Source organism: Paractinoplanes brasiliensis (assembly GCF_004362215.1).
GTDB classification, from domain to species: Bacteria; Actinomycetota; Actinomycetes; order Mycobacteriales; family Micromonosporaceae; genus Actinoplanes; species Actinoplanes brasiliensis.
Genome location: NZ_SNWR01000001.1, coordinates 4,659,392 through 4,673,945, shown reverse-complemented (window position 1 = coordinate 4,673,945; position 14,554 = coordinate 4,659,392). Strand labels below are relative to the sequence as shown.

The window sequence follows — 14,554 nt, the reverse complement described above, 5'->3', positions numbered from 1 at the left end:
GCGCCCGTGACCGACGAGGTGCTGGCCCTCATCACAGACGTGTGCCGCCGGGCGGCCGCGGGCGATTTCGAAGCGCGCCTGCCCTCGATCGGCGCCTCGACGGAGGCGGTCGACGCCCGCACGGCGCTGAACAACCTGCTCGACACGAACGACGCCTTCCTGCGGGAGGCCGCGGCCGCCTCGGCCGCCGCCGCCGAGGGCCGGTTCCACCGCCGTATCCTGACCCGAGGGCTGCGCGGCGCCTTCCGCGACACCGCCGAGAAGATGTCGGCCTCGTTCGCGGCCATGAGCGTCAGCGCCGAGAAGGTGGCCCAGGCCGGGGCGGCCCGGGTGGCTCTGGCCGACGAGCTGGAGTCGGCCGTGCTGACCGTCTCGGAGCAGGTGGCCACGGCGGCCACCGAGATGGGCGCCTCGGCCAACGGGCTGGCCGACTTCGCCCGGGAGGCGGTCACCGAGGCGGAACGCGGGCTCACCACGGTCACCTCGCTGCGCAGCGCGTCCGACCAGATCCGTACGGCGGTGGATCTGATCAACCAGGTGGCCAAGCAGACCCGGCTGCTGGCGCTGAACGCGACGATCGAGGCGGCCCGGGCCGGGGAGGCGGGGCTCGGCTTCAGCGTGGTCGCGGGCGAGGTCAAGAACCTGGCCACGGAGACCAGTTCGTCCAGCGACGAGATCCTGGCCCAGGTGAACACGGTGCAGGAGGTCGCGGCGGACGCGGTGACCGTGCTCGAGGCGGTGACCAACAGCATCCGGGAGATGAGCGGGCTGGTGAACGGCATCGCGACCGCGGTCGACGGCGGCGGGGCGCCCGGCACGGCCGGGTTGAGTCAGCTGGCCGAGGTGCTGCGGTCCGAGGTGAACCGGTTCGTGGCCACGGCCCGCGCCTCCTGACCCGGGGCCTGTCAGCCGGCCCGGAACACCTGCTCGATCTCGTCGCGTGTGGGCAGGGCGTTCGAGGCGCCCATCCGCCGTACGCAGGCGGCCCCCGCGGCGTTGGCCCAGCGCACCGCCTCGACCAGGTCACGACCCTCGGCCCAGGCCACGGCGAGCGCCCCGGTGAACGCGTCACCGGCCGCGGTGGTGTCGGTCACCTCGACGTGGAACGCGGGCACGGTCTCGTCACGGCCGTCCCGGTCGGCGTACCGCGAGCCGTTGCCGCCCAGGGTCAGCACCACCCGGGGCACCAGGGCCAGCAGGCCGGGCACGTCGATCCGGTCGCCGCCGGTCACGGCCAGCGCCTCGACCTCGTTGACGACCAGCAGGTCGATGCAGGCCAGCAGCTCGTCGGGCAACGCGCGGGCGGGCGCGGCATTGAGGATCATGCGGGTGCCGCCGTCCCGCGCCACGCGGGCGGCCTCGATCACCGTCTCGACCGGGATCTCCTGCTGGCACAGCAGCACGTCACCGGCGGCGATGGCGGCCTGCTCGGCCGGGGTCAGCCCGACGAACGAGTTGTTGGCCCCGGGGGCGACCAGGATCGAGTTCTCCCCGCCGTGGTCGACCATGATGACGGCGACGCCGGACGCGCCGTAACTCGTGCGTACGTGCTGCATGTCGACGCCGGCCGCGTGGAGCCGGGCGTTCAGGTTGACGCCGAACGCGTCCGACCCGATCGCGCCCAGGAACACCGTGCTGCCACCGGCCCGCGCCGCGGCGATCGCCTGGTTGGCGCCCTTGCCGCCGGGCATCATCAGGAAGTCGTCGCCCAGCACGGTCTCGCCCGGCCGGGGCAGCCGCGGCGCCAGGCCGACGAGGTCCATGTTGGCGCTGCCGGCCACGACGATCCGCGGGGCCATGACCTCAGGCCGCCCGCGCCGCGTAACGGTCGCCGAACCGGTCGACGACCAGCGGCAGGCCGAACGTCTTGGTCAGGTTGCCGGCCGTCATCACCTCGCCCAGCAGGCCGGACGCGACGATCGTGCCCTCGCGCAGCAGCATGCCGTGGGTGAAGCCGGGCGGGATCTCCTCGACGTGGTGGGTGACCAGCACCATGGCCGGCGAGTCGGGGTCGAGGGCGAGCTCGGTCAGCCGGGCGATCAGATCTTCGCGGCCGCCCAGGTCGAGCCCGGCGCCCGGCTCGTCGAGCAGCATCAGCTCGGGGTCGGTCATCAGCGACCGGGCGATCAGGGTGCGCTTGCGTTCGCCCTCGGACAGGGTGCCGAACTCGCGCTCGGCGAGCGCGCCCATGCCGAGTTGCTCGAGCAGCTGACGGGCGCGGGCCTCGTCCTGCGGGTCGTACGCCTCGCGCCAGCGGCCCACCACCGACCAGGCCGCCGTGACCACGACGTCGACCACCCGCTCGCCCGGCGGCACCCGCTCGGCGAACTGGCCGGTGGCCAGGCCGATGCGGGTGCGCAGCTCGTTGATGTCCGTCCGGCCGAGACGCTCGCCCAGCACGTGAGCCGTGCCGCGCGACGGGTGCAGCCGTCCCGAGGCGAGGTTGAGCACTGTGGTCTTGCCGGCGCCGTTCGGCCCCAGGATCACCCACCGCTCGTCCAGCTCGACCTGCCAGGTCAGGCCGCGGACCAGGTAGTTGCCCCCGCGGATCACGCTGACCTGATCAAAGGCAATGACGGTGTCTTCGTCGGGCTCTCGCACGCGTCCATCCAACCACGCAGGGGTGTGGCGGCTCAGCCGGTGGTCGAACCGAACACCTCATCGCGTACTGCGCCGAGCGCGGTGTGCAGGGCGCCGTGCAGGACGGGCTCCGACTCGACCCCGGTGATCACCACTTTCGGGCTGACCAGGGTGATCGAGGCCACCTCGTTCTCGACCCGGGCAGCCAGCGCGGGACCACCGGCCTGTGACACCTCACCGGCCAGCACGACCAGCGGCGGGTCGAGCACCACACAGGTGGCGGCGACACCGAGGGCCAGCCGGGCGGCCAGCTCGTCGAGCACCGGCTCGCCGGCCGGACCCGCCTCGACGGCGTCGCGCACCACGTCGGCCGCCTCGGCGCCACGGAAGCCGTACTTCTTGCCGATCGCCTTGACCGCGTCGGCGCCCGCGATGCTCTGGAACGCGCCTCGTACGCCGCCCTTGGTCGCCTTGCGGCCCAGGTGACGGGGCACCTCGGCGCCGGCCACGGGCAGATAGCCGATCTCGCCCGCGGCGCCCGTGCTGCCCTGGTGCAGACGGCCGTCGATGACGCTGGCCAGACCGACACCACGACCGGCCCAGATCAGCACGAAGTCCTTGATGCCGGCCGCGGCGCCCGTGCTGGACTCGGCCACGGCGGCCATGTTCACGTCGTTGCCGAAGACCACCGTCGTGCTCAGGTCACGGCGCAGGTCGTCGAGCAGGCCACGGTGCCAGCGCGGCAGGTCCCAGGCGAACGAGATCTCGCCGCTCGCCGGGTCGACCAGGCCGGGGGTGCCGAGCACGACCCGGCGTACGGAGGTCATGTCCGTCCCCGCGTCGGTCGCGGCCTGGACCACGGCGTTGTGCACGACGCCGACCGGGTCGTCGGTGTCCTTGGTGGACTGCTCGACCCGGCCGATGATCGAACCGGTGATGTCGGCGCAGGCCGCGACCACCCGATCGGGGCCGACGTCGACACCGATCACGTGGGCGCTTCCGGGCGTGACGGCGTACAGCTGGGCGTTGGGACCGCGGCCGCCGGCCTGCTCGCCGACCCGGCGTACGAGGCCGCGCTGCTCCAGGCGCTCCACCAGCTGGGACGCGGTGACCTTGCTCAAACCGGTCATCTCGCCGAGCTGGGCCCGGGTCAGCGGACCCCGGTTGAGCAGCAGTTCCAGCGCCGCGCGGTCGTTGAGAGCGCGCAGCAGCCGGGGCGTGCCCGGAAGGCGGGTGGAGGCCATGGCAGGATCCTCTACTTTTTAGGATAGTTTCCTATTAGATTAGCGGCGCCCCTGTATCGGGCCCGACACCGAGCGATCATGGCAGCTCGCGGGGTGTACAGACCAGACTTGCGTCACCGGAAGGACATCATGGCGATCGACCCCGCACTCCGCCGCCTCGCCCTCGGCACCCTGCTGGCGGCCTTCAAAGGTGGGAACGCTCCCGGTTGGGCGGTCACCCTCCTGGGCGAAGGATTGGCAGGCCACACCCTCTTCGGCACCAACGTCGCCGACCCGGCCCAGGTGGCCGCGCTCACCGCTCAGCTGCGCGAGGGCCGCCCCGACGCCCTGATCGCGATCGACGAGGAAGGCGGCGACGTCACCCGGCTCGCGCACCGCACCGGAAGCCCCTACCCCGGAAACGCGGCGCTCGGCGCTGTCGACGACGAGGAGCTCACCCGGACGGTGTACGCGGCGATCGGCGCCGATCTGGTGTCCGCCGGCGTGAACCTCGACCTGGCCCCCACCGTCGACGTCAACACGGCCGACGACAATCCCATCATCGGCACGCGGTCCTTCGGCGCCGATCCGCAGCTGGTGGCCCGGCACGCCCGCGCCGCCGTCGACGGGCTGCAGTCGATCGGGGTGGCCGCGTGCGCCAAGCACTTCCCCGGGCACGGCGCGACCGTCACCGACTCGCACCTTTCGCTGCCGACCGTCGACGTCACCCGCGAGATCCTGGACGCGCGGGATCTGCCGCCGTTCGCCGCGGTCGCCGGCACTGCCAAGGCCGTGATGTCGGCCCACATCCGGGTGCCCGCGCTGACCGGCGACGACCCGGCCACCTTCAGCACGGCCGCCCTGCAGGACCTGCTGCGCTCGACGCTCGGCTTCGACGGCGTGATCGTCACCGACGCGCTGGAGATGGCGGGCGCCGCGGCCGCCGCCGGTGGCATCCCCCAGGCCGCCGTACGCGCCCTGACAGCCGGCGCCGACCTGCTGTGCATCGGGGCCGAGGTGACCCACGAGCTGGTCGAGGCCGTGGTCGCGGCGATCGTGGCCGGGGTTCCGGCGGCGCGCCTGGAGGAGGCGGTCGCCCGCAACACGGCGCTCGCCTCGTGGACGGCCTTCCCCCGTACGGCCCCTTCCGTCGCGGGCGATCTCGGGCTGGCCGCGGCGCGCCGCGCGGTGCGGGTCGAGGGTTCGGTCAACGACCTGTCGTCGCCGCTGGTCGTGCAGCTGGCGTCGGGCCACTCGATCGCCGAGGGTGTCGTGCCGTGGGGCCTGGCCCCGCACCTGGACGGGGTCGAGCAGGTCGAGGTGGTGGCCGCCTCCGCCTCGGCCGCGCAGCTGACCGCACACGCGGGCTCCCGGCCGATCGTGGTCGTGGGGCGGCACACCCACCGGCAGGAGTCGAACCGGGCCCTGGTCGAGCAGCTGTCGGCCGCCCACACCGTGGGGGTCGTCGAGATGGGCTGGCCGTCGACGTGGCGGCCGGCTCGGGCGCGGGCCTTCGTCACCACGCACGGCGCGAGCCTGGCCAACGGTCGGGCCGCGGCCGAGGCCCTGGGGCTCGCCGCGCTGTAGTCACTGCTTTTGCGAGCGGCTCGTCCCGTACGGGCCGCTCGTTCTTGCTTTTCGATCTTGGCTGACTGCCGCGTCACATCTCTTGAACATGTTCAACTGGTGCGCCTACTCTGAGGACATCAAGTTGAACACGTTCAGAAAGGCGCTCCGATGGACCCGAAGGTCTGGATGTACCTGGTCTACCTCGCGGTGAGCATCGGGCTCACCGTCTGGGTGGCCACCACGCTCTCGCGTAACGGCCGGGTCTTCCTGGCCGACGTGTTCGAGGACGAGAAGCTCGCCGGCGCCATCAACCAACTGCTCGTCATGGGCTTCTACCTGCTCAATCTCGGCTACGTGACGGTGACCATGCGGTCGGACCAGACGATCGCCGACACCAGCGAGGCGCTGGAGACGCTGTCGAGCAAGATCGGCCTGGTGCTGCTCGTGCTCGGCGTCCTGCACTTCCTCAACGTGTTCTTCCTCGGCCGCTACCGCCGTGGACGCCTCCGCCAGCAGCAGATCGTGCCGCCACTGCCGCCGGCCGGGCGCCTGCCGATGCACCCGCCGATGCCGCCGCAGGGCCCGCCCCCGGCGCGGGCATGACCGCCCCGCTCGATGGCCCGGCCGGACGAGGGGGCGGCCGGGCCATCACCTCCTTCACCGTGCTCTACGACGGCGGGTGCCCGATCTGCCGTACGGCACGTCAATGGCTGCGGGGACGGGCTCAACTCGTACGGCTGGAATTCGTGCCGGCCGGATCGACGGAAGCCCGGAACCGGTTCCCGGGGCTCGACCACGAGGCCACCCTGCGGGACATCACGGTGATCGGGGACGAGGGCTCGGTCTACACCGGGGAGGGCGCGTGGGCGGCGTGCCTGTGGGCGCTCGCCGACTACCGGGGTCTGTCGGAGCGGATCGGCTCGGGCGCCGCGCGGGCGTTCATCGCCGCGGCGTCGGCGGTTCGGGAGCGTACGAGGGGAAGTGGCCCGGCCCTTGGGGACTACGGTGACGGGTGTGACGACCGCTGCCGCTGAACCCGACCCCGCGGAGAAGCCCCGTCGGGCGCGGGGGGAACAGACGCGCCAGCTGATCCTCGAGACGGCCCTGCGGCTGTTCCGCGAACGGGGCTACACCGAGACGACCATGCGGGCCATCGCCAAGGAAGCCGGGGTCGCGGTCGGCAACGCGTACTACTACTTCGACTCCAAGGAACACCTGATCCAGGGGTTCTACGACCGCAATCAGGTCGCGCACCGGGCCGCCGCCGAGCCGGTGCTGTCCACCGAGAAGGAGCTGGCGCCCCGGCTGCGCGGCGTGCTGCACGCGGGGATCGACGTCAACGAGCCGTACCACTCGTTCGCGGCGACGTTCTTCAAAACGGCCGCGGAGCCGACCTCGCCGCTGAGCCCGTTCTCCAAGGAGTCGTCGCCCGCGCGCGAGGCCGCCATCGCGATCTTCCGCGAGGTGGTCGACGGCTCGAACGCGAAGCTCGACCCCGAGCTGCGCAAGGAGCTGCCCGAGCTGCTCTGGCTGGCCTGGATGGGCGTGACCCTCTTCTGGGTGTACGACAACTCGCCCGGCCAGCGGCGCACCCGGCGCCTGATCGACGGGGCGGTCCCGCTGATCGACCGGCTGGTCTCGCTCTCGCGGCTGCGGGTGCTACGTCCGGCCTTGCGACAGGTCCTGGCCCTGATCGAGACTGTCCGCCGGGACGACTGATCACGTTGTGTAGCGCTTACTGGCGTGCACGGTGAGTGATCGCTAGGTCGGCTTTATGTCTTGGTGTCTGTTTATTTCCGGATCTGTCGCCCGAATCGCGTTGGCCGAACGGCTATTTCGCGTACGGGAAGCTTCCGACGTCCGCCCGCCGGCACGTAGCGTCATGTCCGCAGGTGGGTCTGGGGACGTCGCGAACCGACTCGGCCTACGGGACCAGTCCGAGCCTTCGCGACGCAGACGGTGAGCCGGGCGCGGCAGTGGATTTCGGGAGCAATCCGCCGCGACCCGGCTCACGCTGTCCGCTGTCACAACTGGATCAGGCTGCGGACGTCTTCACCAGGGTTCGGATCTGGCGTAGCAGCACCGACAAAGCGGCCAGCTCAGCCGGCGTGTCGGCCACGTTGCCGATGGCGTTGGCGGCTCGGGCGATCGAGGCCGCGTTCACACGCTCCCACTCGGAGACGCGCTCGTCGGCCGCGGCGCCGGACGGGGTCGACTGCAGCACCTCGGCTGTCAGGGCGGCCAGCGCCGCGTACAGGTCGTATCGCAGCGCCATACGGGCCAGCGTCTGCCACCGATCGCCGCGCGGCAGGTAGGAGATGTGGGAGAGCAGCTGGTCGATGTGGAAGCGCTCCGACAACGCGAAGTACACCCCGGCCACCTCGACCGCCGGCTTGCCCGTGCCGCTGCCGGTCTCGAGGATGTCGAGCAGGCCGAACCCGTAGTTGCACCACGTGACCCGCTCGGCCTGTTCCATCGGCACGCCCTTGTTGACCAGCGTGGCGATGTGCTCGTCCATCGACCGGCGTTCGATGCCACGCAGCACCTCGGGCATCTGCGGCAGCAGCGACTGCACCCCGGCGCCCAGCTTCGCGATCTCGCCGGCCACGTCGATCGGCGAGCGGCGGGTGCTGACGAGCCACCGCACCGCCCGGTCGAGCAGCCGGCGCGACTCGAGGAACACCAGGGTCTGCGCCTCGGTCGGCACCTTGTTGTCGAGCGCCTCGGCCTGGGCCCACAGGTCGGCCAGCCCGTACGCCTCCCGCACCACCGTGTAGGCCCGGATCACATCGGCCGCCGAGGCCCCGCTCTCCTCCATCGCCCGATAGACGAACGACGTGCCGCCCCGGTTGACCACCTCGTTGACCAGCACCGTGGCGATGATCTCGCGACGCAGCCGGTGCCCCGCCATCCGGGCGCCGCACCGGTCGCGCAGCGGGGTCGGGAAGTAGCGGGACAGCACCTCGTTGGTCCACTGCTCGTCGACGATCTCGTCGGCGAGCACCTCCCGCTCCAGGCTGATTTTCACGTACGCCAGCAGCACCGCGAACTCGGGAGCGGTGAGCCCTTCCCCCGCGTCGTAACGGGCCGCGAGCTCGGCGTCGGTCGGCAGCGCCTCGAGCTCGCGGTTGAGCTGGCCGCTCTCCTCGAGGTCGTTCAGCATCCGCCGGTGCACCGGAAGCAACGAGTGCGCCTGCGCCCGCGCGTTGCCCAGGGCGGTGGCCTGCTCGTAGTTGTCCCGCAGGACCAGCGCGGCGACCTCGTCGGTCATCCGGGCCAGCAGCTCGTCGCGTTCGGGCAGGGTCATCTCGCCGTCGGTGACCGCGCCGCCCAGCAGGATCTTGATGTTGACCTCGTGGTCGGAGCAGTCCACCCCGGCGGTGTTGTCGATGAAGTCGGTGTAGATGCGCCCGCCCGCCCGCGCGAACTCGATGCGCCCGCGCTGCGTGAGCCCCAGGTTGCCGCCCTCGCCGACCACCCGTACGCGCAAATCGGCCCCGTTGATGCGGATGGCGTCGTTGGTCTTGTCGCCCACGTCGGCGTGGGTCTCGGCCGACGCCTTCACGTAGGTGCCGATGCCGCCGTTCCACAGCAGGTCGACCGGCGCGCGCAGGATGGCCCGCATCAGCTCGACCGGGCTGATCGTGGTGGCTTCGCCGAGGTCGAGGGCGGCGCGCACCTCAGGTGAGACCGGAATCGATTTCGCCGTACGGGGATAGACGCCCCCGCCCGCCGACAGCAGCGACCGGTCGTAGTCGTCCCACGACGAGCGCGGCAGGTCGAACAGGCGCCGCCGCTCGACGTACGAGCGGGCCGCGTCCGGCGTGGGGTCGAGGAAGATGTGCCGGTGGTCGAACGCCGCGACCAGGCGGATGTGCTCGCTGAGCAGCATGCCGTTGCCGAAGACGTCGCCCGACATGTCGCCCACGCCGACGGCCGTGAAGTCCTCGCGCTGCGTGTCGAGGCCCAGGTCACGGAAGTGCCGCTTGACCGACTCCCACGCGCCCCGGGCGGTGATGCCCATCTTTTTGTGGTCGTAACCGGCCGAGCCGCCGCTGGCGAACGCGTCGCCCAGCCAGAACTCCTTGGACACCGAGATCTCGTTGGCGATGTCGCTGAACGTGGCGGTGCCCTTGTCCGCCGCGACCACCAGGTACGGGTCGTCGCCGTCGTGGCGCACCACATCCGGCGGCGGGACGATCTTGCCGCTGAGGATGTTGTCGGTGACGTCGAGCATCGCGGTGATGAAGCGCTTGTAGCACTCGACGGCCTCGTCGCGGTCGCCCGGCTTCTGCTTGAGCACGAAACCGCCCTTCGCGCCGACCGGCACGATCACCGCGTTCTTCACCATCTGTGCCTTGACCAGGCCCAGCACCTCCGTACGGAAGTCCTCCCGCCTGTCCGACCAGCGCAGACCTCCCCGGGCCACCGCGCCGAACCGCAGGTGCACGCCCTCGAAGCGCGGCGAGTACACGAAGATCTCGTACTTGGGCCGGGGTTGCGGCAGGTCGGGGATGGCCAGCGGGTCGAGCTTGAAGGCCACGTACGACTTGGGCCGCCCGTCCGCCCCGCGCCGGAAGAAGCTGGTGCGCAACGTGGCCTGGATCAGCGTCAGGTAGGAGCGCAGGATCCTGTCCTGATCCAGGCTGTCCACGTCGTCGAGCAGGGTGGTGATCCGCTCGACCAGCTCGTCGGCGAGCCGGCCGCGCTGAGCCTCGCCCGCCTCGAGCCGCGGCGAGAAACGGGTCTCGAACAACCGGACCAGCAGCCGCGCGATCTCGGGGTAGGAGATGAACGTCGACTCGATGTACCGCTGCGAGAACACCGACCCGGCCTGGCGCTGATATTTCGCGTACGCCCGCAGCACCACCACCTGGCGCCAGGTGAGCCCGGCCCGCAGCACGAGCTCGTTGAACCCGTCGACCTCGGCCTCGCCCCGCCAGGCGGCCGCGAACGCGTTCTCCACCTGCGGCCGTACCCCGGCCAGCTCACGATGCGCGGCCGGCGGCTCCAGACCGAAGTCGTAGAGGTAGATCGTGCCGTCGGTGCGCCGGATCTCGTACGGGCGTTCGTCGATCACCTGGACGCCGAGCGAGTGCAGCACCGGCAGCACGGCCGAGAGCATCATCGGCTCGCCGTACCGGTAGACCTTGAACCGGATGTCGTGGTCGTCGGCTTCGAGCACGCCGTCGCGGCCCGGCCGCCGCTTGCGGTAGAGGTGCATCTCGAGCTGCCCCTCCTCCTCGAGCAGCTCGAGCTTGGCCAGGTCCTGCATCCCCTCGTACGGGGTGTGGCCGTCCTTGTAACTCTCGGGGTAGGCCGTCGCGTACCGGGCGAACAGGTCGCGGGCCGCTTCCTCGCCCAGTTTGCGCTCGAGCACCAACGAGAAGTCGTCGTCCCACATGCGGGTGGCGTCGGCCAGCATCTCGGCCAGCGCATTGGGGTCGGTCTGCCCCGGCGGGTCGGCCGGGTCCGTACGCACGATGAAGTGCACCCGGGCCAGCATGCGCTCGGTCACCCGGGTCGTGTAGTCGACGCCCACGCCGTTCAGCTCGCGGAGCAGGATCTCCTGCATGCGCAGCCGGTTGCCGGTGGTGAAGCGGTCGCGCGGCAGGTAGATCAGGCACGAGATGAACCGGCCGTACCCGTCGCGCCGCAGGAACAGGCGCAGCTGCCGGCGGCCCGCCATACGCAGGACGCCGACCACCGCCTCGTACAGGTCATCGGTCTTGATCTGGAAAAGCTCGTCCCGCGGGTACGTCTCGAGGATCTGCAGCAGGTCCTTGCCGGAGTGCCCGCGCGGGGACAGGCCGGAACGGTCGAGCACCTCACGGACCTTGCGCTTGACCACTGGCAGCTCACGTACGCTGGTGCGATAGGCCGACGAGCTGAACAGGCCCAGGAAGCGGCGCTCGCCGACCACCTCGCCGGCCTCGTTGAAGACCTTGACGCCGATGTAGTCGAGGTAGGCCGAGCGGTGCACGGTGGCCCGCGAGTTCGCCTTGGTGATCACGAGCAGGCGCTTCTCGAGGGCCCGCTGGAACGCCTCGTCGGCCATCGTGGAGAGCTTGCGCGGTTTGCTGTCGCCGCGCAGGATGCCCAGCCCGGTGCCGGCCACCGCGGTCAGCACGTCGCCGGCCAGGCGGTACTCCCGGTAGCCGAGGAACGTGAAGTGGTCGTGGGCCAGCCACTTGAGCAGCTCGATCGAGTCGGTGACGTCCTTGTCGGGCACCGGCAGCTTGCGTTCGGAGCCGCGGGCAGTGGCCAGCTCGTCGGCGATCACCAGGGCCCGCTGGCGCATGCGCTGCCAGTCCTCGACCGCGTCCCGCACGTCGGTCAGCACCCGCCGCACCTCGTTGAGCAGCTGCTCGCGGGCCTCGGGGCTGCGGACCGGGTCGAGCTCGATGCGGATCCAGCTCTCGACCAGGTCACCCTCGATAGCGTCGTCGGGCTCGACGTCGGCGGCGAGCTCGGACAGCGCCCCCAGCGGCTCTCGGCGCACCACGATCAACGGGTGGACGAGCAGATGCACCTGCTGCTGATGCGCGGACAGCAGCGCGATCACCGAGTCGACCAGGAACGGCATGTCGTCGGTGACGATCTGCAGGATCGTGTGGCACTGCGACCCGCCCGGCGGCGTGATCGCCAGCTTCAGCTCACCCGGGAGGCGCGTCGTGGCCAGCTCACGATGGCTGATCGCGGCGTCGTACATCTCCTGCGGGGTGAGCCCCACCAGCTCCTCGTCCGGCGCGAACCGCCAGTACCGCCCCACCAGCGAGGCGGTCGGATGGTCGTCGCCGGCCACCTCCACCGCCTGGGCGATGAGCCGCTCCCCGTTGGGCAGCGTCTCGTCGAGATCACCCTCCTCGGCGCTGGCGCCGAGTCGGCCGGTCAGGGCCAGGCCCGGTCCGGTGATGAGATCGTGTTCGGCATCGGATTCAGTCGCTGCCTCGTCGGCGACAGCCATGGCTCAGGAGCTCCCCTCACCCACCACACTGTGGGTTCGAACGTGTCACAGGACAGCCTAGAGCCCCGTGCCGGACGCCAGTACAGCCGCGGTGCGAAGGGTCCGTCAGGCGGAAGGTTTGACCTATCTCACCGGTACGGGGTCAGCGGAACGTGCATTCGTTCACTACCGTCACCCACGCACAAGCCGATACCCGGCGAAAGGGGTTCCCATGCACCGCGGTCCGTACCCGTCCGTGCACCGTGCCGTCGGGGCGGCCGTCGCTGTGGCCCTGGTGGCGGTGGGCCTGACGGGGTGCTCCAAGGACGGCCCCGACAGCGCCCTGCAGGACTTCGTGGCCGGGTGGCGGGCCGGCGACCTGAGCAAGGTCGGATTCGTCAGCGCCGACGGCGGCAAGATCGCCGCGCCCGCCGTGCTCGAACAGATCAAGGCGGTCTCGGGCGAGCTGGCCAAACAGCCACTCACGGTCACCGCCGAGGGTGAGCCGAAGACCACGGGCGACAACGCGACCAGCGCCCTCAAGCTCGACTGGACGCTGCCCGGCGACGTCAAGTGGTCGTATCAGAGCACCGTGCGGCTGACCAGGCAGGGCAGCGACGGCTGGCGGGTGGTGTGGGAGCCGACGGTCCTGCACAACGATCTCACCAACGGCGACAAGTTCCAGATGTCGCGGCTGCGGGCCGAGCGCGCGAGCATCCTCGATGCCGCGGGCAAGCCGATCGTCACCCCCCGTACGGTGATCATCGTCGGGGTCGAGCCGCAGAAGGTCACCGACCTCGCCGCGCTGCGGGCCGGGTTGGCGGCCCAGTTCAAGAAGATCGGCGTCACCGTCGACACGGCCAACCTGGGCGACCGCGTCAAGAACGCCGACCCGGGCGCCTTCCTCGACCTCATCACGCTGCGTGAACCCGACTACAACAAGATCCGGCCCGGCCTGCGCGCCCTGAACGGCACGGTCTTCCTCAAGGAGGATCGCAACCTCGCCCCGACCAGGGCTTTCGCGCGGGCACTCCTCGGCACGGTCGACGCCGCCACCGCCGAAGACCTCGAGAAGAACCCGCAGACCCTCGTGCAGGGCGACACGGTGGGTCACGGCGGGCTGCAGCAGAAGTACGACAGCACGCTGCGCGGCACCGCGGGGATCTCGGTCACGGTCAGCGGCGGCACCGACGGCGAAGAGGAACAAACCCCCAAGAAGGTCTTCACCACGGCCCCGGTGGCCGGTAAGCCGGTCAAGACGACGATCGACGTCAAGACGCAGCTCGCGGCCGACCAAGCGCTGGCCGGCGAGAAGCAGCCCAGCTCGCTCGTCGCGATCAAGGTCAGCGATTCCTCGGTGCTAGCGGTGGCCAACGGCCCCGACGGCGGCACTGTCAACACCGCGCTCACCGGCCAGGTCGCCCCCGGTTCCACGTTCAAGGCGATCTCCGCGTACGGGATCCTGCAACGCAAGGTGGCGACGGCCGACGCCACTGTGGCCTGCCCCAAGAACGCCGTGGTCAGCGGGCGCTCGTTCAAGAACTCCCACGACGAGGCCCTGGGCAACGTGCCGTTCCACGTGGCCTTCGCCAAGTCGTGCAACACGGCGTTCGTCGGGCTGGCCCCGAAGCTCGGCGCGGACGGGCTGCGTTCGGCCTCCGACGCGCTCGGCCTGGGTGGCAAGTGGGACCTCGGCATCGACGCGTTCAGCGGCAAGCTCTCCCCCGCCGACAGCCCGACCGAGCTGGCCGCCGCGACCTTCGGCCAGGGCGCGACGGCGGTCAGCCCGCTGGCCATGGCGTCGGCGACGGCCTCGATCGCCCGCGGTCAGTTCAAGCAGCCCCGGCTGGTGCTCGACCCGGCGCCGGCTGCCCCCGCCGCCGACGGGGCCGCCCTCGACCAGCCGGCTGTGACGGCACTGCGCAAGATGATGCGCGAGGTGGTCACGGCCGGCACGGCGACGGCCCTGCGCGGCACGCCGGGCGGCCCGGTCTTCGGCAAGACGGGCACGGCCGAGTTCAGCGAGGACACCGAGGACACCCACTCGTGGTTCATCGGCTACCAGGGCGACGTGGCTTTCGCCGTCATGGTGCAAAAGGGCGGCGCCGGCTCCGAGGCCGCCGTCCCGATCGTCTCCCGCTTCCTCCGCAACCTGGCCACGAACTAGCCCTGGCGGCCGGGCCGCGCTGTGGAGCGACGCGCTCGGCCCAGGGTGTGGTCGGCGCGCCCGAGCCGG

The 14,554-nt window shown here is 71.1% G+C and carries 10 protein-coding genes; 6 read left to right on the top strand and 4 right to left on the bottom strand.

Features of this window, described 5'->3' with window-relative positions:
- Positions 1 to 6: 6 nt before the first annotated feature.
- Positions 7 to 894 carry a methyl-accepting chemotaxis protein gene (locus tag C8E87_RS46395; protein WP_133874712.1) on the top strand — a complete coding sequence of 296 codons (888 nt, stop codon included), beginning with the start codon at positions 7 to 9 and terminating at the stop codon, positions 892 to 894.
- A gap of 11 nt (positions 895 to 905) precedes the next feature.
- Here the strand turns inward: C8E87_RS46395 and C8E87_RS21210 are convergent, their stop codons facing one another.
- Genes C8E87_RS21210 through C8E87_RS21200 form a run of 3 tightly spaced genes read right to left on the bottom strand, consistent with a single transcriptional unit; the run spans position 906 to position 3,824 of the window.
- Positions 906 to 1,799 (bottom strand): ribokinase, encoded by an 894-nt coding sequence (locus tag C8E87_RS21210; RefSeq protein ID WP_133874711.1) that lies wholly within the window; start codon positions 1,797 to 1,799, stop codon positions 906 to 908.
- A gap of 4 nt (positions 1,800 to 1,803) precedes the next feature.
- Positions 1,804 to 2,601, bottom strand: coding sequence for an ABC transporter ATP-binding protein (locus C8E87_RS21205; RefSeq protein WP_203720426.1), 798 nt, complete (start codon positions 2,599 to 2,601; stop codon positions 1,804 to 1,806).
- Positions 2,602 to 2,633: 32 nt separating this feature from the next.
- Positions 2,634 to 3,824 carry an ROK family transcriptional regulator gene (locus C8E87_RS21200; RefSeq protein ID WP_133874709.1) on the bottom strand — a complete coding sequence of 397 codons (1,191 nt, stop codon included), beginning with the start codon at positions 3,822 to 3,824 and terminating at the stop codon, positions 2,634 to 2,636.
- A gap of 129 nt (positions 3,825 to 3,953) precedes the next feature.
- On the opposite strand from C8E87_RS21200, the gene C8E87_RS21195 reads away from it, so the two are divergent.
- The 4 genes from C8E87_RS21195 to C8E87_RS21180 all read left to right on the top strand — a co-directional run bounded on the left by C8E87_RS21195 (position 3,954) and on the right by C8E87_RS21180 (position 7,091).
- Positions 3,954 to 5,390 carry a glycoside hydrolase family 3 protein gene (locus C8E87_RS21195; protein ID WP_133876979.1) on the top strand — a complete coding sequence of 479 codons (1,437 nt, stop codon included), beginning with the start codon at positions 3,954 to 3,956 and terminating at the stop codon, positions 5,388 to 5,390.
- Between the two features lie 150 nt (positions 5,391 to 5,540).
- Complete coding sequence (locus C8E87_RS21190; RefSeq protein WP_133874708.1) at positions 5,541 to 5,975, top strand: hypothetical protein; 435 nt, start codon at positions 5,541 to 5,543, stop codon at positions 5,973 to 5,975.
- On the top strand, positions 5,972 to 6,406 hold the full coding sequence (locus tag C8E87_RS21185; protein WP_133874707.1) for a thiol-disulfide oxidoreductase DCC family protein: 435 nt from the start codon (positions 5,972 to 5,974) through the stop codon (positions 6,404 to 6,406). Before C8E87_RS21190 ends, C8E87_RS21185 begins: the two co-directional genes overlap by 4 nt.
- Positions 6,387 to 7,091, top strand: coding sequence for a TetR family transcriptional regulator (locus tag C8E87_RS21180; protein WP_133874706.1), 705 nt, complete (start codon positions 6,387 to 6,389; stop codon positions 7,089 to 7,091). The genes C8E87_RS21185 and C8E87_RS21180 overlap by 20 nt, the downstream gene beginning before the upstream one ends.
- A 316-nt stretch (positions 7,092 to 7,407) precedes the next feature.
- Here the strand turns inward: C8E87_RS21180 and C8E87_RS21175 are convergent, their stop codons facing one another.
- Positions 7,408 to 12,339 carry an NAD-glutamate dehydrogenase gene (locus C8E87_RS21175; protein WP_133874705.1) on the bottom strand — a complete coding sequence of 1,644 codons (4,932 nt, stop codon included), beginning with the start codon at positions 12,337 to 12,339 and terminating at the stop codon, positions 7,408 to 7,410.
- Between the two features lie 211 nt (positions 12,340 to 12,550).
- Here C8E87_RS21175 and C8E87_RS21170 point away from each other — a divergent pair, with 211 nt between their 5' ends.
- Positions 12,551 to 14,485 (top strand): penicillin-binding transpeptidase domain-containing protein, encoded by a 1,935-nt coding sequence (locus C8E87_RS21170; protein ID WP_133874704.1) that lies wholly within the window; start codon positions 12,551 to 12,553, stop codon positions 14,483 to 14,485.
- Positions 14,486 to 14,554 lie beyond the last annotated feature (69 nt).